Annotated in this window: 20 protein-coding genes and 2 pseudogenes; 5 read left to right on the top strand and 17 right to left on the bottom strand. The window is 36.7% G+C overall.

What is annotated here, in order from left to right:
- The 4 genes and pseudogenes from ACFIKB_RS01785 to ACFIKB_RS01770 all read right to left on the bottom strand — a co-directional run.
- A pseudogene (locus ACFIKB_RS01785) lies at nucleotides 1-454 on the bottom strand (hemin-binding protein E); the annotation flags it as partial.
- A gap of 322 nt (nucleotides 455-776) precedes the next feature.
- Nucleotides 777-1,610: a porin gene (locus ACFIKB_RS01780; protein WP_375652651.1), complete on the bottom strand. Its 834-nt coding sequence runs from the start codon at nucleotides 1,608-1,610 to the stop codon at nucleotides 777-779.
- A gap of 333 nt (nucleotides 1,611-1,943) precedes the next feature.
- The gene (locus ACFIKB_RS01775; RefSeq protein ID WP_375652650.1) at nucleotides 1,944-2,777 is read right to left on the bottom strand and encodes an outer membrane protein; all 834 of its coding nucleotides are present in this window, start codon (nucleotides 2,775-2,777) and stop codon (nucleotides 1,944-1,946) included.
- 1,897 nt (nucleotides 2,778-4,674) lie between these two features.
- A complete protein-coding gene (locus ACFIKB_RS01770; RefSeq protein WP_375644622.1) occupies nucleotides 4,675-5,004 on the bottom strand; it encodes a hypothetical protein in 330 nt (109 codons plus the stop codon).
- A gap of 732 nt (nucleotides 5,005-5,736) precedes the next feature.
- On the opposite strand from ACFIKB_RS01770, the pseudogene ACFIKB_RS01765 reads away from it, so the two are divergent.
- Nucleotides 5,737-6,182 (top strand): annotated as a pseudogene (locus tag ACFIKB_RS01765) (integrase); the annotation flags it as partial.
- 249 nt (nucleotides 6,183-6,431) lie between these two features.
- Here the strand turns inward: ACFIKB_RS01765 and ACFIKB_RS01760 are convergent.
- From ACFIKB_RS01760 to gshB, 12 genes are all read right to left on the bottom strand, one after another.
- On the bottom strand, nucleotides 6,432-7,052 hold the full coding sequence (locus tag ACFIKB_RS01760; protein WP_375644623.1) for a ribonuclease D: 621 nt from the start codon (nucleotides 7,050-7,052) through the stop codon (nucleotides 6,432-6,434).
- Nucleotides 7,045-8,439, bottom strand: coding sequence for a M20/M25/M40 family metallo-hydrolase (locus tag ACFIKB_RS01755; protein WP_375652649.1), 1,395 nt, complete (start codon nucleotides 8,437-8,439; stop codon nucleotides 7,045-7,047). Before ACFIKB_RS01755 ends, ACFIKB_RS01760 begins: the two co-directional genes overlap by 8 nt.
- 83 nt (nucleotides 8,440-8,522) lie before the next feature.
- Nucleotides 8,523-9,398, bottom strand: a complete 876-nt coding sequence (gene mutM, locus ACFIKB_RS01750; RefSeq protein ID WP_375652647.1) for a bifunctional DNA-formamidopyrimidine glycosylase/DNA-(apurinic or apyrimidinic site) lyase — start codon at nucleotides 9,396-9,398, stop codon at nucleotides 8,523-8,525.
- Between the two features lie 271 nt (nucleotides 9,399-9,669).
- On the bottom strand, nucleotides 9,670-10,917 hold the full coding sequence (locus ACFIKB_RS01745) for an aminopeptidase (RefSeq protein ID WP_375652645.1): 1,248 nt from the start codon (nucleotides 10,915-10,917) through the stop codon (nucleotides 9,670-9,672).
- Nucleotides 10,918-11,091: 174 nt separating this feature from the next.
- The gene (locus ACFIKB_RS01740; protein ID WP_375652643.1) at nucleotides 11,092-11,928 is read right to left on the bottom strand and encodes a cell wall hydrolase; all 837 of its coding nucleotides are present in this window, start codon (nucleotides 11,926-11,928) and stop codon (nucleotides 11,092-11,094) included.
- A gap of 229 nt (nucleotides 11,929-12,157) precedes the next feature.
- Nucleotides 12,158-12,424, bottom strand: a complete 267-nt coding sequence (locus ACFIKB_RS01735; RefSeq protein ID WP_375635968.1) for a hypothetical protein — start codon at nucleotides 12,422-12,424, stop codon at nucleotides 12,158-12,160.
- Between the two features lie 88 nt (nucleotides 12,425-12,512).
- Nucleotides 12,513-13,235, bottom strand: coding sequence for a phosphate signaling complex protein PhoU (phoU, locus tag ACFIKB_RS01730; RefSeq protein WP_375635969.1), 723 nt, complete (start codon nucleotides 13,233-13,235; stop codon nucleotides 12,513-12,515).
- Nucleotides 13,236-13,256: 21 nt separating this feature from the next.
- Nucleotides 13,257-14,015, bottom strand: a complete 759-nt coding sequence (pstB, locus tag ACFIKB_RS01725) for a phosphate ABC transporter ATP-binding protein PstB (protein ID WP_273787813.1) — start codon at nucleotides 14,013-14,015, stop codon at nucleotides 13,257-13,259.
- 51 nt (nucleotides 14,016-14,066) lie between these two features.
- Nucleotides 14,067-15,356, bottom strand: coding sequence for a phosphate ABC transporter permease PstA (gene pstA, locus ACFIKB_RS01720; protein WP_375635970.1), 1,290 nt, complete (start codon nucleotides 15,354-15,356; stop codon nucleotides 14,067-14,069).
- Nucleotides 15,353-16,813 (bottom strand): phosphate ABC transporter permease subunit PstC, encoded by a 1,461-nt coding sequence (pstC, locus tag ACFIKB_RS01715; RefSeq protein ID WP_375635971.1) that lies wholly within the window; start codon nucleotides 16,811-16,813, stop codon nucleotides 15,353-15,355. The genes pstA and pstC overlap by 4 nt, the downstream gene beginning before the upstream one ends.
- 75 nt (nucleotides 16,814-16,888) lie before the next feature.
- Nucleotides 16,889-17,935, bottom strand: coding sequence for a PstS family phosphate ABC transporter substrate-binding protein (locus ACFIKB_RS01710; protein WP_375635972.1), 1,047 nt, complete (start codon nucleotides 17,933-17,935; stop codon nucleotides 16,889-16,891).
- A 142-nt stretch (nucleotides 17,936-18,077) separates the two neighbouring features.
- Nucleotides 18,078-19,016: a glutathione synthase gene (gshB, locus tag ACFIKB_RS01705; protein WP_375644628.1), complete on the bottom strand. Its 939-nt coding sequence runs from the start codon at nucleotides 19,014-19,016 to the stop codon at nucleotides 18,078-18,080.
- An 87-nt stretch (nucleotides 19,017-19,103) separates the two neighbouring features.
- Between gshB and ACFIKB_RS01700 the strand changes: the two genes are divergently transcribed.
- Entirely contained in the window at nucleotides 19,104-19,898 is a 795-nt protein-coding gene (locus tag ACFIKB_RS01700; RefSeq protein ID WP_012754649.1) for a molybdopterin-synthase adenylyltransferase MoeB, read from the top strand.
- 892 nt (nucleotides 19,899-20,790) lie between these two features.
- On the opposite strand, the gene ACFIKB_RS01695 is transcribed toward ACFIKB_RS01700, so the two are convergent.
- Nucleotides 20,791-21,354 (bottom strand): c-type cytochrome, encoded by a 564-nt coding sequence (locus ACFIKB_RS01695; protein WP_375652642.1) that lies wholly within the window; start codon nucleotides 21,352-21,354, stop codon nucleotides 20,791-20,793.
- A gap of 104 nt (nucleotides 21,355-21,458) precedes the next feature.
- Between ACFIKB_RS01695 and ACFIKB_RS01690 the strand changes: the two genes are divergently transcribed.
- The 3 genes from ACFIKB_RS01690 to ACFIKB_RS01680 all read left to right on the top strand — a co-directional run bounded on the left by ACFIKB_RS01690 (nucleotide 21,459) and on the right by ACFIKB_RS01680 (nucleotide 23,773).
- A complete protein-coding gene (locus ACFIKB_RS01690) occupies nucleotides 21,459-22,190 on the top strand; it encodes a 3-deoxy-manno-octulosonate cytidylyltransferase (RefSeq protein ID WP_375635976.1) in 732 nt (243 codons plus the stop codon).
- The gene (locus ACFIKB_RS01685; protein WP_375652640.1) at nucleotides 22,187-23,050 is read left to right on the top strand and encodes a prephenate dehydratase; all 864 of its coding nucleotides are present in this window, start codon (nucleotides 22,187-22,189) and stop codon (nucleotides 23,048-23,050) included. The genes ACFIKB_RS01690 and ACFIKB_RS01685 overlap by 4 nt, the downstream gene beginning before the upstream one ends.
- A gap of 315 nt (nucleotides 23,051-23,365) precedes the next feature.
- Nucleotides 23,366-23,773 (top strand): hypothetical protein, encoded by a 408-nt coding sequence (locus ACFIKB_RS01680; RefSeq protein WP_375652639.1) that lies wholly within the window; start codon nucleotides 23,366-23,368, stop codon nucleotides 23,771-23,773.
- Nucleotides 23,774-25,207: the final 1,434 nt, after the last annotated feature.

The raw sequence follows: 25,207 nt of genomic DNA, 5'->3' as shown, positions 1-25,207 counted from the left end.
GAGTTTCAGTTCCACTAGCTGGAGGAGTTTCAGTTCCACTAGCTGGAGGAGTTTCAGTTCCACTAGCTGGAGGAGTTTCAGTTCCACTAGCTGGAGGAGTTACAGTTTCAGAAGCTACTCGCACATCCTTTTTGCCAGACCAGATCATATCTGTTTCAACACCTAGTATAATGCCATTTCCAAGATCAAAGTTAGATCCTGCATAAAAACCGCCAATCAAACCTGAAAGCTTAGGTGATAAGTCTTTAAAAACTGAAGTATCTTTATCTTTTAAGTCAATTTTACTTGAAAAACCACCAATCTGACCACCGATATAAAAGCCTGTCCAAGAAAATGAAGGGGCTGCGATGACTGCTGGGGCTGTTTCATGAGGGATGATAACATCAGCAGCTTGTGCTGCAGAAGCTGCTGCTATAGCGATAACAGAAGTTGTTACTAAAGATTTTATATTCATAAACTTTGCTCCTAATTTATTTATGAGCACAGTGCTACAAGATTACAGAAAGAAAAGCTGTAGTAAAAATGATACAGTCACAGAAAATGGAGGATGCACTCAAAACAAAATCGCTGCATGACTTTACAACGCTATTAACTTCACTCCGTACGAGAATTCGTAAGTTAATTTATCGATTTTGAATGTAATTCTTGTCTGTCATTTATGAAAATATTTTTATATCTCCAATAAATATGGAGTGAGTAATAATATAACAACAGAAAATAATAGAGGCTCTGTCTTTGACAGAGCCTCTTGGAAGTTTATTTCGTTTTTTACGAAATTAGAATTTGTATGCAACACCAACACGGAAATCATTGGTTTTGTAAGCGAATTTATCCCCATCCTTTACAAATGCTTTTTTACCAAAATCTGAGTAACGGTATTCTGCACGCAACAGAACATTGTCTGTCATTGCAAAGTCAACACCACCACCTACAGTGAAACCAACCATTGTTTTTGATTGATCAAACAATTTAGCAGAAGCAATTTCGGCACCACCAGCTTCTTCCGCCTTAAGAGAATTAACCACTTGCAGCTGCGTATAAGCAATACCACCAGCGAAATAAGGCAAAATGCGGTCAACTGCTGCAAAACCAATGCGAACGCGTGTAGCACCAGACCACTTTTCTTTTATAGAGGTGCTAGTCACGCGTTTGTCAGTCGCCGCGATACCAGCAATAGTTTTTCCTGTAGCAGGTGTAGCTTCAGCAGCTGTAAGCTCATCTTTGAAATCGTCAAGGCCAGTTGCTCCAATAACTGCTGAATGCGCTTTTGAATCTTCGCGATCTGCCCAGACTGCATCGGTTTCAACACCTAGAATGAGACCATTACCAAGATCTACGTTGGAACCTACATAAATACCACCCATGAAACCGGAAGGCTTAGGTGTCCAGTCTTTATCTGTAATTTTCTTTTTTGTTTCTGAATCAACTACATCAACTTTACCTGAAAAGTTACCAACTTGACCACCGATATAAAAGCCTGTCCAAGAAAATGAAGGGGCTGCGATGACTGCTGGGGCTGTTTCACGAGGGATGATAACATCAGCAGCTTGTGCTGCAGAAGCTGCTGCTATAGCGATAACAGAAGTTGTTACTAAAGATTTTATATTCATAAACTTTGCTCCTAATTTATTTATGAGCACAGTGCTACAAGATTACAGAAAGAAAAGCTGTAGTAAAAATGATACAGTCACAGAAAATGGAGGGCACATCCAAGACAAAATCACTTTATAGCTTCGTTTTGCACGAAAAACCTAAAGATATATATAAATAACTTATTGATTTTAAAATGTAATTATTGTTTATTGTTTATGAATTTTTTTAAGAAAATCTGAATAACATCTTTCCACATCCACAATAAATTATGTATTGTGTGATAATATAGCAACAGAGAATAACAGAGGCGCTGTCAAAGACAGCGCCTCTGTTATTTAACTTATCATCTGTTAAAATTTGTAAGCAACACCAACACGGAAATCATTGGTTTTGTAAGATGTCTCATATTTATCATTTGAGAATTTCTTTTTACCAAAATCAGAGTAACGATATTCCGCACGGACAATAACGTTATTGGTCATTGCTAAATCAACACCAGCACCCAGAGTGTAACCAACAAGGGTCTTTGTTTCATCAGACAAGGTACCAGAAGCTATTACTTTATCTGAATCTTTGCCTGTTATTGAAATCGATGCAGTATCTTGAAGCTGTGTATAAGCAATACCACCAGCAACATAAGGCATAATGCGTTCAGCTGCAAAACCAATACGTACACGTGTCGCACCAGCCCACTTTTCTTTAAAAGTGAAACTGTGGGTCCGTTTAGCACCAGCTTCAAGCGCATCTTTACCAATACTAATTCCAGATTCTGTTAATATCTTCTTAATATAATTTATGTGATTTGGAAGAATAACATATGTGTTTCCTGTCTTCGTGTCATCTTTATTAGACCACATGATATCTGTATCAACACCTAGAATAAGGCCATTGCCGAGATCAACGTTGGAACCTGCGTAAAGACCACCCATGAAACCAGATAGTTTAGGCAAAAGGTCATCAGGCGCTGGAATCTTTTTTCCGTTACTGAGAATATCCATTTTCGTTTTACCCGAAAAACCACCAAGTTGCCCACCAAGGTAGAAACCTGTCCAAGAAAAAGTTGGAGCAACAATAACGGGAGCAACAGGTGTTGGACTTGGGGGAACAATAACATCTGCTGCTTGCGCCGCTGAAACTGAAACAAAAGCGAAAGCAGAAGCTGTTATTAACCATTTCATATTCATATTTTCTCTCCATAGCTGAATATTTATTTGAACACATCATTTCATATAGAGCCCAAACTTCAGATATCTGTAGCAAAAATGATACACTCATAAAAAAAACAAAAAGCCAATGAAAGCATCCTGAATTGCTTGATCTCTTAATAAATAAGAATTGAACTATGCCAATGCACAAATGATTTTCTCTTGTCACATTTGCTCTTCTTTATAAATTTTTCAAAAATATCTGCGTTCTCGCCGTGGAAAGCATGTGCTCTTGTCTAATGAAAAATTATCCTTTTATATTAAATTCAAATGCTCTCATCTTAAACCATTGTATATTCAAGCAACAAAAATCATCCCTCTATACATTACAAACGAGCAAGTATGTGAAACCGTTAAAAAACTAAAAATGTCACTTATGAATGTTTTCAATATCAAGAACAGTCAAATGCAATCGTTCTATTTAAATTTATACAAATAATGTTTTTACCTTCATCCTTAGCATGACAAAATGTGAAGTCTATGTATTTGTTTTTTTCATAAAAAGGATGCTTATATTACAAATAAACTTGTATCGCACATAAACAAGACTTCCAATAATCCAGGAATTGAAACAAGATCACATGCAACTTGCCTGCTCTTTTTTTACTTTAGGCATTTATTGTTTTTAAATATTTACCATTTTTTGCTTATCTCAACCTCATAGAAAGTCTTTTTCAGAGTTTCATCTTATTTGTAGGCTATCTATTTCATACTCTTTTATAAACGAAACTGTAAAAAATGCCTCAAGACAGGCAACTGGTATGATAAATGCTGACATCTATATTAAAACTCTCCCTAAAGCAAAAAAGATGAGAGATCTTTCTTAAAGTGTTCACACCAAACTTTGCTTTGAAAGTCATTAATTGAGCAAACAATTTGGCAGAAAAAATATCTGATATTGCATCATAGACAAATAAAAAATATTTTATAAATTCTGTAGTCGAACAATAGATTGATTATAAACATAATTCATCATTTCGCATATTGAATAAGAAACCCGAATATCGTAAGATTCTCTCATTCCAAACTGGTAGCATGTTGCAATCACTCAAAACCATTTGATTGCATGTTACAAGCAGGAAAAGCCGTGTGGATAAAAACTGTACAAGATAAGGACTAAAAATGCCTCTTATGAATCGTCTCACATACCAGAGGCTGTCACAGCATTGAGAGCTAGCAAAGTGTGTGATGAATGCCGTCTTGCCCCCTTCATAAGTATAAAGATGGTAGTACTCAATGGGTTTACCATTATACCCTTCATAGATAGCGTCGCGAAATGGGCTTGGGAGCATTGAAAAATGTTTCTTTAAAACAAGCGCACGTAAGTATGCAACGCAATGGCGTTTTATTCTTTGAAACACACTAAGATCAAAAGTTTAACATTAAAATAAATACTTGGTTTTCTCCTCGATTTGGACAAAGCGCTCTATCAGACCCTGTCTGCAAATAGTCCAGATTTTTGTCGAGTGGATTTCATTTAGCTTCCCATTCATGTATCATTAACCAAAGGTTCTATAGACAAGTCCTTCACTAATCCCACCCCATACTCTAAAAACACTTATCAAGACGTTTTACATGCCTTATATAATCTACACTTAAAATGATGATATTTACGGCATAACAAAATAACCCCAAATCTCTAGGTTATATTCATCTAAACCCATGAATTTTGTAATGACTGATTGCCATTATACAGTATTATTCTTTCACTGAAATCTTCCTGCTCATATCCTTTCCAAACAGTCCTCTTCATTCTCATCGTGCACAATCATAACACCCTTTAAACAAATAGTTCCCCCCTGTTTTCAAGTGATAATATCTCTTTTCTTCATTTTTTGAGCATACGTTACACCTCTCAATGTTGTTTTCTCACTTTTTAAAAGCTCATTGGACTTCGTGTAAATAGGTTTGGCCGTCCTCTTTTCTCTAGTCCTTTTTTAGGATTATATCCTCTTTTTTTACCAGAATGTGACACAGGTACTAACTTAGCTGCTGTTATGCATTCACTGTTATTTGTGCAAGAAAGTTCTATTTGAAAAACTTCAGATAAGACCTTGCGAAGCTGTTCACCAGAAAAAAGACCTATTGGAGGAACAGCCGAAGATGCTCTCTGTATAAGGTTTTGAGACGCTAAAAAACTCGCACCCTGAGCGATAGAGATTGAAGCAAAAGTAGCAAAAGCTGTAATAAAATATTTTATGTTCATAAATTAACCTCATCAAATATACATAATGGATTTTACCTAGTGCCTTCATTGCAAATTTCTAGAGAAAAATAATATGTTTATAGATAAAAAGTGAAAATCCTTACAAATAAAGCTTTGGAGCCCTTTTGATTTTAAAATAAAAGCAAATTGCCCTGCTCTACCAACATAGAAATCACTTATTGAGTAATAAATTAAAGGCACGAAGTATCGTCTGAAAATAATAAACTATACGAGCCTCACATAAACATATTGATTTATATATATAATTTATATTTCCTCACACAAAATGAGCCCCTCGAATATCAGAATATTCTCTCATTCCAAACTTGTTCATTATACATGAAGCAAATTTATTCGCTTCCACATCATAAATGAAGTTTGTATATGGATAAAACTCTTGAAAAAAGTGGATTCTCACGAATCTGTTTAAATGCAAAAGCTATTGCAACATTTTGACTTAGTAAAAAGCGCTCTTGCTCACTTGTTTCTAGCACACTTTTCTAGGAGTTGCTCTTTGCATTGTTCAGTACAATCGTGGTTATCTGTATAGATTAATCATATAATATATTGATTTATAATGATAGTTTAGCGTTATTCATATTGAATAAAAACCCTGAATACCTTAAGATTCTCTCATTCCAAATCTTTTTCATGTTGAATCCATCAAAACCATTTGATTGCATGTTACAAGTGAGGAGAGCTGTGTGGATAAAAAAGACTAAAAATGCCTCTATGAACCGTCTCAAGTGCTAAGGACTACACAACATTGGGAGTTGGCAAATTGTGTAATGCTATGGCTTGTTACTCCATAAGCGTAAAGATGGGAGTGTTCAACAAATTTTATACCATATTTGGGGGCTTTATTGTTATACCACTCATAAGCGCCGCCGTGACATGGGCTTGGGTGCCGGTTTCTTTAAAAAAAAGCACATGAATTAGCAACACAAATATATTCCGTTTAAGGCGTTCTGTTTTACATGAAGAACGTAAATCCATTAAAAACGTGAGAAACAAAAGCGTGAGGCAATGCGTAATCTCTATTATTTAACAGACATTGCTTTAGATACTTTTGAAAGTCGTAAAGCAGAATTAAAAATGATGGTAAAAATGAGATTTGGTTTTTATATTTACGCCTTCATATTCTCCCCCAATTAGGCTGTATACCGGTTTCAGAGATTTAAGTCTTCCAACCTACCATATGTTTCCAGACTCTCCTCAAAATTTCTTTTTTCAAATAAAACCTGTTACAAAAATAAAAAATATGAATTCGCAAAAATACTTTGATTACCTAAACTTCAAATGAAATAGTACTTAAGAATTTATTATAACTCTTATCAGAAAAGAGGAGAGGATAAAATGCCCATAATGTACAAGCATTTTGTCCTCTCACATCAATAATTAACTCCTTTTAAAAACCAATTTTAAAGTTAGCTATGCGCAAAAATATCCACTTCCGCCCATCCTAAAAGGTCAAGCTTAGCTCTCATAGGCAAAAATTGAAAACACGCCTTGGCAACACTTTCTCGCTCTTCACGTCTTAAACGTTCTTCAAATATAACTTTTAAACGATGCAAATATAACACATCCGACGCAGCATATTCAATTTGTGCCTGTGATAACGTTTCTGCCGCCCAATCCGAAGATTGTTGCTGTTTAGAAATATTCACATTTAGCAATTCATTACAAATTTCTTTCAAGCCATGACGATCCGTATAAGTACGCGTGAGTTTAGAAGCGATCTTTGTACAAAAAATAGCTTCTGGCATAACACCAAATGTATGCGCTAAAATCGCAAGATCAAAACGCCCAAAATGGAATATTTTGATAACTGCGTTATCTCCAAGAAGCTTGACCAAATTAGGTGCACTCTTTTGTCCTTTAGCAATCTGTATAACGTCAGCAGTACCATCTCCAGAAGAAAGCTGAACAACACATAAACGATCACGATGTGGTTGTAACCCTAAAGTTTCGGTATCAATCGCAATGGCATCAGTTTTATAATTGTCTAAGTTTGGTAAATCACCTTGATGAACACGAATCTCAGCCATTTACCCTCCTACTTGCTAAAGCTGCAAGAATACGCGCCCAAGACCGCTGCCCCTTATGAAACGATTTTAAATTATACTTTTCATTAGGAGAATGAATACGGTCATCAGCCAGTCCAAAACCAACCAAAAGAGTCTCCATACCAAGAATTGACCGAAAATCTGCTACAATTGGGATCGAGCCCCCCATGGCTGTCAAGACAGCAGGCACTTCCCACTCTTGTGATAAGGCATCCTTCGCCTCCTTGATAAAAGATGAATCATCAGAAATCTGAAGTGCAGGAGAAGAACCGTGATTCTTAAATTCAACCTTACAATCAGCAGGAATTGAGCTACGTACATAATCACGCAACGCTTGGCGTATTTTCTCTGGATCTTGCTTATGCACCAAACGACACGATACTTTTGCACTCGCTTGAGAAGCAATAACCGTTTTCATCCCTTCCCCTTCATAGCCGCCACTAATACCATTAATTTCCATGGTAGGACGTGCCCATACAAGCTCTAAAATGCTCCGCCCTTTTTCACCAACAGGAATAGAAAGCCCTATAGGACCAAGAAAATTTTCAGCAGTACAATTAAGTTCATTCCATAACTGCAAAATCTGTGGAGGTGTTTCTTCTACGCCATCATAAAAACTAGGAAGTGTTACCCTATTATTTTCATCGTGAAGTCCTGCTAAGATTTTCGTTAAAATACGAATGGGATTAGCTGCTACTCCTCCAAAATAACCAGAATGCAAATCACGATTCGCTGCTGTAATAATAATCTCTTCTGCCATAATTCCCCGAAGAGAAAGAGCAATAGATGGTGTATCCGCATCCCACATTGACGTGTCACAAACCAATGCATAATCTGCCTTAAGTTCATCTTTATTTTCTTTTAAAAAAGGAATAAGGGAAGGAGAAGCACATTCTTCCTCACCTTCACATAAAATAGTAACTTTAACAGGAAGCTGCCCTGTTTCTTTCTTAAATGCACGACATGCTTCAATAAAAGTCATCAACTGACCTTTGTCATCTGAAGCTCCACGAGCACAAATAACTTTCTCTCCATCTCTCTCTTTTAAAGAAGGTGTAAATGGATCATCCTCCCATAAACTCAAAGGATCAACAGGTTGAACATCATAATGTCCGTAAAACAACACATGCAAACAATCATCCGAAGGTCCTGGATGATGCCCAACAACCATTGGATGACCCAGTGTATCACGGCGTGAAGCCTCAAAACCGATGCTTTTTAAATCCTCTACTAACCAATCAGCTGCTTTACGACATGCATCCTTGTAAGCCGAGTCTGTAGAAATCGATTGAAAACGTAAAAGAGAAAAAAGGCGTTCAAGGCTCTTTTCTATATTTCCATCAAGATGTGTTAGTACTTTATTCAGCATAAAAAAACCTCTCAAGCCTTGTGTAATTATATTATAGATACGACGACTTTAAGCCTCTTGTAAGATTTTGCAAGACACCTTATTCATTTTTGGCATTGTGAGCAGTAAAAACTTGAACGTCCAGCCTGTAAAATACGCACAATAGGCGTTCCACATTCCAAACATTGCTTACCTTCTCGTCCATAAACTGAAAAAGCATGTTGAAAATAACCAAGTGAACCATCTATATGCATATAATCACGTAAAGAAGAGCCACCAGACAAAATGGCTTCAGAAGTCACATTGCGTATATTTTGTGCTAAAGAATCTGCAAATTCACATGCACGTGCCGTTTTTGATGCCAATGTAAATGCACCACGTTGTGGCGACAAACGACTCCGCCAAAGTGCTTCACAAACATAAATATTCCCAAGACCTGCAACAATAGACTGATCAAGTAAAACGCTCTTGAGAGACATTTTTTTATTAACAAAAGCCTTTTGTAAATAACGACCAGAAAACGAATTACTCATAGGTTCAAGCCCTAGCTTATTTAAAAGTGGATGTTCATAAAGCTTGTCCGTATTGACTAAAAGCATAAATCCAAAGCGACGCACATCATTATAAATAAGATGATAAACTTCACCATCCCTTGTTTGAATATCCATGACAAAATGATCATGCTTAACTAATTTACTTGTCGTTGAAAAAACTGTTCTTAAAAGATCATTCTCTATACGCCATGAACCAGACATTCCTAAATGGCTTAAAATCGTTTCATCCTGAGAAAGATGAAATAATAAATATTTCGCACGCCGACCAAGTTCTATAATTGTTCTGCCAATAAGGCGCTCAGAAAAAGCCTCAGGAAAAGGAAAGCGCAAATCTCTACGATTAAGTCTGACAGATACTATCTTTGCATCAGTTACAACAGGCTCAAGTCCACGACGAACTGTCTCTACTTCAGGAAGTTCAGGCATCTCTCTTCTTTAATAATTATACACTTTCCAATTGTATCACCAATAAATTGACTTCTTTTCCCCCCTCAAAGAACGAAGGTTTCCTCTACATCTGCTCTATAAGAAACAAATTTTTGATGAGTGGATTTCTCTTGGCGTCCTACTCATATGAGTCACTTAACTAAAGGCTTTATAGCCAAGCCCTGCCTTGAATATTCACCAAACACTCTAAAATACTTAACGTATCAATGAGGCTTACATCCCACTCCACATCGAATGCGGCATAACAGGATTAAGCCCATTCACCCTTACGAAATACAGGAACTCTTATACCATCTTGGGTAATGCCATCTATATCAATTTCGCCAGAACCAATCATCCAGTCAATATGAATGACACTTTTATTACCACCACGTGCTGCAATCTCTTCTGACGTCAATGATGCCCCATCTAAAAAGCATTTGGAATAACATTGCCCTAAAGCAATATGACATGCAGCATTTTCATCAAATAAGGTATTATAAAAAAGGAGGTCACTCTTAGAAATTGGTGAAGAATGGGGCACAAGAGCAACTTCGCCCAATCGGCTTGCACCCTCATCACTTTGCAAAACCTGTTGCAAAACTTCCTGACCCGTTGATGCACGAGACTCAACAATACGCCCTGCTTCAAAACGTACTTCAATATTATCAACCAGTGTTCCTTGATAGGAAAGTGGTTTCGTCGAACGAACAAAACCTTCAACCTTATGAGCATGAGGAGTCGTGAAAACTTCTTCTGTCGGAATATTCGGATTGCAAATAACACCATTTTGAGCAACGGATGCACCACCATGCCATTCATGATCATCTGCCAAACCAACAGTTAAATCAGTCCCTGGCCCTGTAAAGTGTAAGGCAGAGAAACGCTGCTCATTAAGCCAAGATGATCGTTTCTTTAAATTCTCGTTATGGACACCCCACGCATGTACTGGATCTTCTTCTGTAACACGTGAAGCAGAAAAAATTGCATCGGCTAATTTTTTAATCGCCTCATTCAGTGGTAAAGAAGGAAACATTGCCTCAGCCCATCCTGCTGTTGGATAAGCAACAATTGACCAATTTATAGAAAAATTCGATATTTTTTTGAGAGCAGGCTGGTAAGCTAGTGAAGTCGCCTTATTCAAACGCGCAACCTTATCAAAATCTTGATTGGAAAGGAGCAAAGGATTATCACCAACAATTGCTAAACGCGCTGCCCCATTTTCAAAAGCCTTTGCCATTCCCTCATAAAGCCAAGAAGGGGCACAATCAAAACTAGCTGTATGGGCATTTTCAAAACGTGTAATCGATAACATATCATCACTAAAAATTGGTGTAATGACACCAGCACCAACCTTATAAGCATGATATGCAATACGCCGAACAAAAGGTAATGCTGAAACTGGAGCAGTCAAAACAAGATCTTGCCCCTCTTGTAAATTCAACCCCACTTTTACTGTAATTTCTGCAAGACGATTAAGCATTTCAGGCGAAATTGTCTCATGAATATCAAAGTACATTACCAATACCCTTCTTTAAATAAAATGCGTTCTTTACGTCGTCATATTATAAATTGTTTTTTAGATCCTTTGAGTTTACTTTCTCTACGTATATTGATGCGTGTCATTATCGCTAAAGGATCACTTAATTCATAAACCGCAATGGGCGTATAACCCTTCTTTTGTCGTGAAAACTTACCAGTTTCTGTGTCGTTTTTCTAACATTGCAACAATTGCATTTAACTGATCTGATGAAGGCAAAGTCATAATCGTTTTATTTTCCTCTTTCCTAGCTAGATGTTGAGGTGCATAGGCAGGAATAGGAACTTTATCAAGCTGTACCATAGCAAAATGCGCAGGATGTGCCGTTTTGGACTGTGCTACTTCTATCGAAGGAGATGCACTTTCCTCTACCTTTACTCCCCTACTTTCTGTGCCTTCATCTATAAAGCTTGGCGCATGACCAGAACGTTCTTGAGCAAAAGCATAAGCAACATCATAAGGGCGATTATTTGTAGGAACTTGAAGTTCCCCATCACGTGATCGTTTTTCATAAAAAGCATTTCCCCCTGCAACCTGAACATAATGCATGTTTTTATACGGAAAAGACAAACCAGCGGTATGAAAAAACTTAGCGTGTTTAACTTTCTTATCTCGTTCACCCCGTAAAATAGCATCAGCCGCCTCTCTTACACGAGCAACAGATGCTTTCTCCGTCATAGGACGCGTTAAAACACCAGGAGCAAACTGCTTATATTGACCAACAACACCACAAATCGTCTTAGGATAGGCGGTTGAATTAACACGATTCATAACAACCGTCCCAACGGCAATCATTCCTTCACGGCTTGTGCGATTTGATTCAAAATACATCGCTCGCATAAGACATTGACGCTCTGTCAATGGATACGTAACTGTTTTTGTCTTATTATTATTTACTTTTCCAGTATCTAAACGATTTGAAGCACACCCCACAACAACTAACGGCGCTACACAACAGGTAACAAAAACATTCCAACGATTTTTTTTCATCTTATGCAACACATTCCTATAATCTCTGAGCTATTCAAATTTTGAAATGAGCTTTAAATGTATCTCTTAATAAAGTACATAGCCGATTGTTACCACTCAGTAAAATTTTAATACAAGAGGTAATAAAAAAATATCTATGCAAAATAAAAAATAAAAAACTCTTAATTTACAGATCAATATTGTTATTCTTCATGGTCCAATATAGGCCATAATAACCCACACGTTTCAATTACAATAAAGCAACACTATCCACTTCTTCTACATCCAAAAAAATTTGGATACCAAAACTCTTTGCATCGATATTGAAAAAAATAATACAGATATCCCCTTTAATATAAAAACATAAAATTTTAACAAAATGATCTAGAAGAAAACTCCCCTCCGGCCATAATACGAGTGATGATATCATCCAATATACAAATATGTCAAACCAAGAGTTAGCAATCTGCCATGCTTCTCTGAAAAAACTCTTTGTTGCTTCTTTGTACTTTTCCATAATATGGCTATCTTATTCTTTCTATAGCCGCACTGTAAGAAAATACTCATAGTATCTACAAACTTATCTTATACATATAAGAAAAATTTTAATCTATTTTCTTCTCACCTACCCCAACTTTATAAGTAAGGTCATCGCGAGGACGATCAGAAGACATATGGTAACCCGTTATGATATAATGCAGCATTTCAGCAATATTAGTAACATGATCACCAATTCGTTCAATATTCTTTAAACAAAACAGCAAGTGTGTACAAACCGTAATATTACGCATATCTTCCATCATATATGTCAAAAATTCACGAAAAAGAGAAGTATACAAAGCATCAATCTTCTCATCACGCTCACGCACAGCGTCAACACGCTCTAATAGGCGACTCGTATAAGCATTTAAGACTTCTTTTAATTGATTGAGTGCTAAAGCTGTAATTGTTTCAAGCCCATGATAAACAGAAGCAGATTGACGTATTTCTGAAAGTGCAACTGTCCTTTTAGCAATGTTTTTAGCCATATCCCCAATCCGCTCAAGATCAGAAGAAATACGAATGGCTCCAATAATTTCACGCAAATCAACAGCCATCGGTTGGCGTTTGCAAATAATAGCAACCGCTTTTTCATCAATGTCACGTTCTGCTTCATCTAAAAACACATCATCGGCAATCACTGTCGTTGCAAGTTGAAGATCACTACACACAACCGATGCGACAGAACGTTCAATCATCCTTTCTGCATGGCTCCCCATTTCTGTAATCCTTGCTTTTAAATATTTTAGTTCTGCATCATAAGAACGGACAGTATGGTTCATAGACATATCTTACACTCCTCAATTCACCTATCCAAAACGCCCCGTAATATAATCTTGCGTCCGTTGCTCTTTTGGTGAGGTAAAGATCATTTCAGTTGCACCAACTTCTACCAAGTGCCCTAAATGAAACATAGCCGTATATTGAGAAACACGTGCAGCCTGTTGCATGGAATGCGTTACGATAACAATTGTATAATTTTGCCGTAATGCATCGATAAGCTCTTCAATCCGTGCCGTCGCAATGGGATCAAGAGCTGAACAGGGCTCATCCATCAAAATAACTTCAGGACTAACCGCAATAGCACGTGCAATACACAAACGCTGTTGTTGTCCCCCTGATAAACTTGTTCCAAGATCATGAAGACGGTCTTTTACTTCTTCAAATAAACCTGCCTGCCTCAAACTCTTTTCAACTATATCATGCAATTCAGAGCGCGTTTTAACTAAACCATGAATGCGTGGACCATACGCAACATTTTCAAATATAGATTTTGGAAAAGGACTAGGCTTTTGAAAAACCATTCCAACACGAGCGCGCAATTCTACAACATCAATCCTCTGGTCATAAATATTTTCCCCATCTAAAGTAATAAGACCGGTTGTTTTAGCGCCTTCAATCGTATCATTCATACGGTTAAAACAACGCAAAAAAGTCGACTTTCCGCATCCTGATGGACCAATCAAAGCTGTTACTTGATGTTCAGGAATATCAAGTGTAATACCGTGGAGTGCTTCTTTGTCTCCATAAGAAACCTTCACATCCTGACCTCGCATTTTAATCTTCATTGCAAAAATTCACCTTACAAAAATCTTATCAAAACTGTTATTTTATTAAAATTACTGGCGGCGTTCAAATCGTCGACGTAAACAAACCGCAGAAATATTCATGATTGCAAGAAAAATCATTAATACAATAATAGCACCTGACGTCTTTTCAACAAAAGCGCGCTCTGCTTCACCCGCCCACATAAAAATTTGAACAGGCAAAGCCGTTGCTGGATCCATGGGGGTTGTAGGAATATTAACAACAAAAGCAACCATTCCAATCAGAAGCAAAGGCGCTGTTTCACCCAAAGCCTGTGCGACTCCAATAATTGTGCCTGTCAAAATACCAGGCGCAGCTAAAGGAACAACATGATGAAAAATCATTTGTGTTTTTGATGCTCCCAGTCCTAAAGCTGCTGCACGAATAGAGAGAGGAACTGCACGCAGAGCAGAACGTGTTGCAATAATAATCGTGGGAAGAGTCATGAGCGCTAAAACAAGACCACCAACAAAAGAGGCTGAACGTGGTAATCCTAAAAAATTAACAAAAAACGAGAGTCCTAAAAGACCAAACACAATTGAAGGAACAGCTGCAAGATTATTGATATTAACCTCTATAAAATCTGTAAATTTATTTTTGCGTGCATATTCTTCCAAATAAAGAGCCGTTGCTATGCCTATCGGAAGTGAAACTAATAAAACAATGCCTATCATATAAAGAGAACCAATAATCGCAACACCTAATCCCGCAGTCTCAGGACGACTTGAAGCGCCAAATGTAAAAAAACCAATATTAAATGTTTTATAAAGCGTACCATCATGCGCTAAACGCTTTATCCATTCTACTTGTCGATTAGAAACTTTACGGTTTTTTTCTGCTACACGCAGATCAATCTGTCCCTTATAAGCAGAATCAATATCCGCAGATGCCAAAACCTTAACTTTTTGCATTGTGCCAATCAGTTTTGGATTCTTTGTTACCATTTCACGCAGCTGAACGCGGACACCATTTGAAAACATACGGTTAACTTCTCGAAGAGAGGCGCGGTCATTTTGATCTATATTAAGTTTCTTTGCTAAAGCATTGCGTACAAGAAGTGGATAATTCGCCGTCATGAGCACTCGCGGTTTTGTTTTATGTTGACCACTTGGATCAATGATCTTTTCATCCAAATAAATCAATAATGTCATTTCACTTTGAAAAAAAGCTGTATAACCCTGACTAATGATAGACCATAAAAGCGTAAATAAAAAAAACAAACCAATAAAAATAGCAATCAAACCATAGGCACGAAAACGACGTTCAGCCCAATACCGACGCTTGAGGCTAATATTGCGACGAGGGAAAAAATCTTCATTCATTCATATTGTTCCCGATATTTACGCACAATATAAAGAGCTAGAATATTCATCAAAAGTGTCATAACAAAGAGCGTCATCCCTAAGGCAAAAGCCACCAGAGTTTGTGGAGAATTAAACTCAAAATCACCGGTCAATTGATTAACAATCTTAACAGTCATCGTAGTCATTGCTTCGAAAGGATTGAGTGTTAAGTTTGCTGCAACACCTGCCGCCAAAACCACAATCATTGTTTCTCCAATTGCACGCGATGCCGTTAACAAAATGGCCCCCATAATCCCTGGAAGCGCTGCTGGTATAACAACTTTTTTAATTGTTTCAGATTGCGTTGCGCCTAAACCATAAGAACCTTCACGTAAAATGCGTGGAACAGCCGTAATAACATCATCCGATAAAGAGGAAACAAAAGGTATCAACATAATTCCCATCACAACTCCAGCGGTCAAAACACTTTGTGCCATAATAAACCCAACCCCATCTGAGAGAGAAACAGAGAGATCACGTAAAAATGGTCCTACAACCTTCAAAGCAAAAAAACCATAAACAATGGTTGGAATGCCAGCAAGAACTTCTAATAATGGTTTTACAATTGCTCGCAATCGCGCAGAAGCATACTCAGCCATATAAAGAGCTGAAAATAGCCCTATAGGTACAGCAAAAAGCATGGCGACAAATGCAATATAAAGCGTACCAGCAAGAAGCGGTATTAAACCAAATTGTCCTACTTCATCGCTTGAGCCGCTCGCGGAAAAACGCGGATCCCAAACTGTTCCTAAAAAGAAATTTGAAAATGATACAGACTGAAAAAAGCTTACTGTCTGAAAAAGCATAGAAAGCGCAATGGCTATTGTTGTCAAGACTGCAACAATAGATGCACAAATTAATCCAATAATAATAAAAGATTCAACCTTATTGCGCGCACGCTGATGAGGCGCAATTTGCACCATTCCACAGATAAAACCCAAAGACGCAATAATAAAAAGGAAACCATAGCCTATAAACTTAAGCTTTTCAGAAAAGAATACCCACGACTGTGCTATTTTGAACACATCATCCGATGCTTCACTAGGTAAAATCAATCCCTTCGCGAATAACTGTGCCTGCACTTCCTTATAGGAAGCGGTAGAAAGATTCCCCTCAAAGCGATGAATCATTTTGACGAGACTTCGAAGTGTCTCCCAAAGTAGATCATGATTTACAGACTTTGTTACATGCGCACTATACGCCCCAAGCTCTCGAGAGGCATTATATTCTAAATAAATTGTACTCCCAGCATCCCAAACAATTAAAAAAATAAAAGCTGGAATAACAGTAATCAAAAATGTCCACCAGCCATAATAATACGCACGAGAATGCATCTTATGTTGTTTGTATTCAAGAATGCGTGCTCGCATATAAGAAATACAAAAGCCACAAAATCCAAAAATCAATAATAGAAAAATAATGAAGGAAATGCGCATTTTATCTTTCAGTTTTTATAAAAAATAGCACCTAAATTTCCTATCCCAGAAATCCAACCAATTATTCCCTGCAAATTATTTCAATGTCATTACTCGACCAGTAGAAAAATCAGAACGCTGTGCTTGACGCTCCTTTTCAGGAGAAACAATCAAACCATATTCAGCCAAAGGACCATCTGGACCAATCATTTGATCAGAAAGAAAAAAGTCAACATACTCTCGCAAACCTGAAACAATATCTAAATGTGCTTTCTTAATATAGAAAAAAAGCGGTCGAGAAACTGGATATTGTCCACTAGAAATCGTCTCAACTGTTGGCGCAAAACCGTTAATATCGGCAACCTTTAGCCTATCAGCATTATTTTGATAAAAAGACAAACCAAAAATACCAACCCCTGTTTTATTAGAAGTTAGACGCGCAAATGTTTCAGAATAATCACCATCAATATCAACCGCTTTTCCATCCTTACGTACCGCAATACAAGCAGTGTGTATCTCCTTATCATCCATTCCTAAAGACTTCATCACCTCAACTGCCCCACTCTCTTTACACCCCTCAGTAAGTAATTTTTCCTCAAAAACTTCACGCGTCCCATGCTTCTCTCCAGGAATATACGCTGCTATCGTCCAATCAGGAAGAGCACTATTAACTGCACTCCATTTCAAAACATTATTCGGTTGCAACTTTCCATCTATAATAATTCGAGCAGCAAGAGCTTTATAAACATCTACTGGCTTTAATTTCCAATCAGGACCTTTAATATCTGTTGCAAAAACAATACCATCATACCCAATACGTATTTCCTCAACATCTTTTACACCAGCATCAACACAAGACTGTAATTCACTCGGTTTCATGGCTCGCGAAGCATTAACAATATCAACGGTGTTCTCCCCAATACCACGGCAGAATTCCTTAATACCAGCTCCTGTTCCACCCGATTCGATAACAGGAACCTTAAAATGGGGATAAATTTCTCCAAATGTCTCAGCAACAATCTTTTGATAAGGTAAAACTGTAGATGAACCAGTAATCTGTATTTGATCGCGCGCATTGCCTCCATTTGCTGACAGCAGTAGCGCAAAAATCAATCCCACTCCAATTGATAATACCCTGCTCATCTATAAACTCCCTAAAAATTGAGGACAAAGCCTCTTAATTTATATCATACGGTCATTCTAGTTCACATTTGCAACATAACAAATATAAAAAACAACATGGATCATTTTTTTAAAACCATGTTTTTGTCCTCTGTCAAATAAATTAATTTGAACGCTTGAACTCAATAACATCCCAAAACAAATGAGCAACATCTGTACCGCAGAAGCGTTTAATTTCACGAATTCCTGTAGGAGACGTCACATTAATTTCTGTTATATAATCTCCGATCACATCAATCCCCACAAAAAGAAGACCACGTTCCTTTAAGGCTGGAGCAATGCGTTCACAAATCTCATAATCACGTTTTGTTAACTCAACATTTTCCGCGCGACCTCCAACATGCATATTAGAGCGCACATCTGTTTTTGTCGGAATTCGATTAATAGCTCCAACGGGTGTACCATCAAGCAAAATAATCCTTTTATCTCCTTTTCGTACTGCCTCTAAATAGCGCTGAACAATAAAAGGTTCATGATAAATTTCTGCAAACATTTCCAACAATGATGCTAAATTGCGATCATCTTGTTTTAAATAAAAAACACCAGCGCCCCCATTTCCATAAAGTGGTTTAACAATAATATCGCCAAATGTCTCTCTAAAAGCTGTTATTTCTTCAATATCTTTGGTAATTAATGTTTCTGGCATCAGATCAGAAAATTCAGTAACAAAAATTTTTTCTGGACTGTTGCGTACCCATGCTGGATCATTCACAACGAGTGTTTTAGGATGAATACGTTCTAACAAATGAGTCGTCGTGATATAATTGAGATCAAAAGGTGGATCTTGGCGTAAAAGAACCACATCCATATCTGTTAATTCCGTGCGAACAGGCTTTTCTAATTGATAGTAGTTTTCCTCTTTATCATGCACAATCAATGGCTCTAGTCGTGCAATCACACAACCATCGCACAGAGATAAACGATCTGGTGTATAATGGAAGAGAGAATGTCCACGTTCTTGTGCTGCTAAAGCGAGTGCAAATGTCGTATCTCCTTGAATCCGAACTGTTGAAATATGATCCATCTGAATAGCAATTTTCATAAATAAATCCTCCCTATCCTAAAAGCAGACTGGTCTATGCACCATAAACTTAGTAAACAATAAAAGAACTATGACAAGAGAAAATTTATGACACAAGAAACAGATACAAAATTAAACAACAAAGAAATCGAACGCTATGCACGCCACATCATTTTGCCTGAGATTGGTGGTGCAGGGCAACAAAAGCTAAAAAAAGCACGTGTTCTTGTTGTGGGCGCTGGTGGTCTTGGTGCTCCTGTCTTAACCTATTTGGCTGCCGCAGGTGTTGGAACCCTTGGAATTGTCGATAACGACATCGTTTCACTTTCCAATTTACAACGCCAAGTTATTCATAAAACAAATGCAATAAACAAAAGAAAAACAGACAGTGCTGAAACCACTATAAAAGCAATAAATCCCCATGTTGTAGTTGAAAAACACACCCTACGCCTAGATAAAAGTAATGTGGATAAACTGCTCAATGCTTACCACATCATTGTTGATGGAAGTGATAATTTTACGACACGCTATCTTCTTGCTGATCACGCTGCCCAATGCAAAAAACCTTTAATAAGTGGTGCTGTAGAACGTTTTAATGGTTCCTTAACCGTCCTTATGCCGTATAAAGACAATAATCCTCACTATCGCGATTTATTTCCCACGCCTCCGGCTCACGGAACTATCCCAACATGCGCTGAAACTGGAATCATCGGTGTTTTACCTGGCGTTATTGGGACCCTACAAGCAATGGAAGTTATTAAAATGATCACAAATATTGGTGAACCCTTAGTGGGAAAAATTCTTCTCTACAATGGATTATTAGCGCAATTTAATATTATTACTTATAAACGCTCAAATTATAAGGAAAATGCCATAGTTATTAAGAAGCTTGGGGAATCATGATTATGTCTCCTCGCGCATTAATTTTTAGCACTCTCGCAATATGTATTGAAATACTGATGTTTTATCGTAAGTCATCGAAACACTGTAACCAATGGAAACTATTAAATTTATCACAAATATGGAAGACCTTTTGTGAAAAAATAATTCTCTATAATAGCTTATCAGCATAATTTCATGTCATCGTCTATAAATGAACAAAGACTCGTGCAAACTTAGCTGCCATCAGTATTCTTGTGTAAAAAATTTTCGAAGTAGATAAAAATATAATCAGCAGAACTCTATTTTACTATTTACACATAAAAATTGCTTCACATGAAAGTGCTTACTTCAAACCATAACCTGTAAATAAATAATCTAAATCATAGTTTAGTTATCGATACTATAAAAGATCAATGATCTGTCCCTACACCTCTAACCTCAAGAGAAAACGTCTATTCATCAAGCATCATAAAACGCAGCTTAGGATTATTGCACGTATAAGAATAATAAATTGTCTCTGTCCATAAGAAAAATACATGGGTATTGATGTGTACAGAAAGATTCTGTTAAACCTCATGGAGAGCTTTAATTACATAATTATTGCATTCAGAAGAAGAAAGCTGCGGCTCATGAATTTATAATCCTTCAGCAATAATTTCACAGACAAGCATATGTAGAAAAAGTGAAGCAAACGAATCTTGAAAATCAATCTGCAGATGACAGCGTAAAGAGTGCATTTTTATAAAAGATCTCTTTAAAACAAGCGAGTAAATATGTAACATTAAATGTATTCTGTTTTGAATGAGGGACGTTCCCCCTAACAAAACATCGATAAGAGCTCTTTTGATAAAACCGTGAAACTAAAATTACAAAAAATCAGACTTCTTTCTAAAATTAACATCTATGGTATAAGTTAATTTGGCTCGTTCGCTTTATTATTATCCATTGGTAAAGGAACAGGATGATCGGATAAACTGCGTAAATAAAGCAAAAGATCGGCACGATCTTGATCATTTTTAATTCCACGAAAAGACATAATAGTCCCAGGAAAAGCTTCACGTGGAGAATGTAAATAACGATCCAAAGTGATAAAATCCCATTTTTGATCAGAATGAGAACGCAATGCCCGTGAATAAGCAAAACCTGCTGCTGATGCCAAAGGGCGATTAACAATCTCCCAGAGAACTGGACCAACACGCCCTGCTTCATTGCGTCCAGAAGTATGGCATATGGCACATTGGCGAAAAAGTTTACGGCCATTTTCAAAATTGCCTTGTCGAAGACGGCTATTTAGTGATAGAGAAACATCAGGTGCTTTTTGTTTTTCTTGAAATGTATCATTCTTGGCAACTGTATGATAATATTGGACTGATGTAGGATGATCGTAAACTATATTGCTGAGTGTAGAAATCCCCACAATAATGACCAGCACACATAAACAAGCACAAATAAAATAAATAAATCTCGAGCGATTCATAAAAACTCAAATGTTCACGGTTTCATTACCATTTTTAGTTTAAGCTTTTTCTTTATAACACACAACATCATAAATGCATCACAGATGACATTTGGAATCTTACAATGGCTCTTGAACCAATTATTCTTATTCCTGCTCGTATAGGCTCAACCCGTCTTCCTCAAAAAGCTCTCGCTGAAATTGGCGGAAAGCCGATGATTGTACATGTCGCAGAACAAGCCAAAAAAGCTGCAATAGGGCGTACGATCGTTGCAACAGATCATAATGATATTGCTAAAGCTGTTGCAGATTATGGGCATGAATGTATCATAACACAAGGTGATCATAAGTCTGGATCTGATCGTATTTATGAAGCTTTAATGCGTATTGATCCTGAACAACGTTACAATACCATTTTAAATATACAAGGTGACTTACCAACAATAATGCCTCGTGAAATCATTCATGCGCTACGCCCTTTAGAAAATAGCTTTACTGATATTGCAACTTTGGGTGCTCGAATCATTGAAGAAAATGAAAAAAGAGATCCCAATGTCGTCAAAATCATTGGTACACCTCTTTCTCAAAATCGCCTTCGTGCTCTTTATTTTACGCGCACCACAGCACCTTATGGAGATGGTCCTCTTTATCATCATATTGGAATATACGCTTATCGGCGCGAAGCACTTGAGAAATTTATATCATTCAAACCCTCTACACTCGAGCAACGCGAAAAACTTGAACAATTACGTGCATTAGAACATAATATGCGCATCGATGTGGAGATAGTTGATACAATTCCCTTAGGCGTAGACACACAACGTGATCTCGATAAAGTGCGCGAGATTTTAGCATGAAAATACTTAAAAAAAACAATAAAATTTCTTTCCAAGGAGAATACGGCGCTAATTCCCATATTGCTTGCTCCAATATGTTCCCCAATATGGATGCTGTTCCCTCTGCTACTTTTGAAGATGCCCTTAATTTAGTGGAAAGTGGGAAAGCTGATCTTGCTATGATCCCTATTGAAAATACTCTTGCGGGACGCGTTGCAGACATTCATCATCTTTTACCGCAATCATCTCTTTATATTATTGATGAATATTTTTTACCTATCCATTTTCAATTAATGGTTTTGCCCGGCGTTACATATGACGAAATTAAAACCGTCCACAGCCATACGCATGCCCTTGCACAATGCCGAAAAATCATACGAAACAACGGTTGGAAACCTGTTGTTTCTGCTGACACCGCTGGAGCTGCAAAATTTATTAAAAAAAATGCTAAACGTTCACAGGCTGCCTTAGCTCCTCTGATCGCAGCAGAACTCTATGGACTTGATATTCTTGAAAGGGATGTTGAAGATACCCCTCATAATATTACCCGTTTTGTCATCCTTTCACGCTCCAAACGACATGTTCCCAAGCCTAAAAATGGCGAAAAAATCATCACCAGTCTTCTTTTTCGAGTGCGCAATGTCCCGGCTGCTCTCTATAAAGCTATGGGAGGATTTGCAACGAATGGTATCAATATGACAAAATTAGAAAGCTATCAAATTGGTGGAAATTTCAATGCAACACAATTCTTTGTTGATATTGAAGGACATCCTGAAGATCCGATGATGAAACTTGCCTTAGAAGAATTATCTTTCTTTTCGGCAGAACTGCGTATTATCGGTACTTATCCGGCACAAAACGATCGAACATCGTATATATAAAAGCAATTAAGCTGCCATCATTTTTTGCTGATACCAAAGAGCATCATAAAAGTTTCATGATGCAATGCATCTTGGAAGAGCTTGTTTTTTCTACTCAACACCCTTCATAAACACTGAAGAAGAAAATTTAACTCTCAAAGCAATTCAAATTATTATACATAATAGAGCATTCAAATCTCTTAGACTGATATCATTCTGAACATGGTTTAAAGCTAGAAAATGCAACTTAGCCCTGCTTTTAGCATTAAGTTTGAACTTTCATTTTTATAAAAACTGATTTATGATTCATCTCACTTTAGAAAAAAGGAAAGGATAATGAAAAAAATCTTCACGCAAGGATTACTAGCCGCAAATATTCTCGCCTACTCTAGTGTTGCATTTGCTGGCTTTGGTGAGAGAAAGTGGAATTTTGCGCTGGATGAAAGTGTTGTGATCACCCCATCCGATATTGTCCATCAAGGAGTTGAATACTCTTGTAGTATCTTTAAACCGAATAAAGTATCCTTCACTTTATCGTACTCTACCCCTTCTGATCTAAACAAATTGAGAATTGTTGTTGATGATGAAAAGAAAATAACCCATGATAAAGAAAAGAAGATCTTTACACTAAAAAATATAAAATCTCTTCATATAAGTTTTCCTTCGTCAGGACATTATATTTTTAAAAATATTACGAAGAAAAAAGTTGTTGGAACAAATTGTGACACAGGAGATTATGATTAATAATATTTCTATAACATCTAAATTTGAGTAAAGTTATTCTTTTTTTCAGGTATTTTTTTCAAAATACGGCATGATAAGCTGTTAAAACTGATCGCTGAAGAGGTATTTTTATACTAATATGGAAAAACCTTAAGCTGCTTAGAATATTAGATATTGAAGGACTTTTGCAAAAGCTAAAAGACTAAACTTAAATTGTTCTGGATTTTCTACTATCAGAGCTATTTTTTTTTAATAAGAGTATAACTTCTATCTTCGTAGCTGCTTCATTTTAAGTGCTATGAAGCACATCGTACCCAAATCACTTAGATAAACAGAAAAGCAAAATTTGCTCTATAGATGCATTCCTCGCTGCATTTTAAATCATACTCATTCAGCTTTTTGTAAAAATTCATCCCGCTTTTCCCTCCTTATTAAAGAATATAATTATTTGAAACTATAAAATGTCGCTTATATCGAATAAGAATCATTTTTATGCTTATAAAACCAGTACCCCCCTATTTCTATAGCGTTGAATGTTGCATCTTCTCTTGTATGAGCACAGTCACTTAAAAAATATATGAAATTTTTTCTCAAATGATGAAAATTCATATATTGATCCATCTTGTGATGAACATCAATGTTTTTTAATTAAAAGAACAAGCACGCAAAAAAGAGCGATAACATCTACTCAGTATTTATATTCGTATATGTTAAAAGAAAAAATATTACGTATTTGATATTTTCATTCACTATAGAAATGAGGTGGTGGTCTTATAAGATATTTAAGATATTGACTTATCATTATAAGACTTTGATTTTTTATACTGAATTACAACCACGAATAAAGTAAGATCCTCCCATCTTAAATCTTCATATTGAATCAATTAAAATCGTTTCCTTAAAAGTTACAAATGGGACTGGTGTGTGAGTAAAAACGATTAAAAAAGGAATAAAAATGCTTCTTATAAAGCCTCTCAAGTGCAAGGGATCGCAACATTGGGAATTGTTAATAGTATGAGGGCTCAAATTTATACTTTTATTAAGCATAAAGAGGGTAGTGTACAATGGATTTATACCTCAAGGGAAGTATGTATACTATTTACGAGCGGGGTTTGAAATATAGTTAACAGTACTGAGCAATAGCTCTTTAAAAAGCATGTGAATGTAGAACATTAAGTTATTCTGTTTGGGATGTTCTGTTTTGTGTGAGAGGAGCAACACCATTAAAGCAATATTTGCTAATTATTTAAATAGCACTCTTCCCCCTAACTTTCGAATGTTAGCCAATTACATGATCTATCTACTTTATTTGCTTCTTTGACTGTTGTAAATTTTTGATGATTCAATTTCGTAGTTTTAGAACAGACGTATCTATCCTAAAACTCTTACATGTTTCAGCGAATGAGAATAATTATACATTCAGATTATCTTAAGCGAAAAATATTTTCATACCAA

It is taken from the genome of Bartonella sp. MR110HLJHH (genome assembly GCF_042194225.1).
GTDB lineage: Bacteria > Pseudomonadota > Alphaproteobacteria > Rhizobiales > Rhizobiaceae > Bartonella > Bartonella grahamii.
Note: the sequence above shows the minus strand (reverse complement) of the source record. Positions and strands in the feature narration are given on the sequence as shown.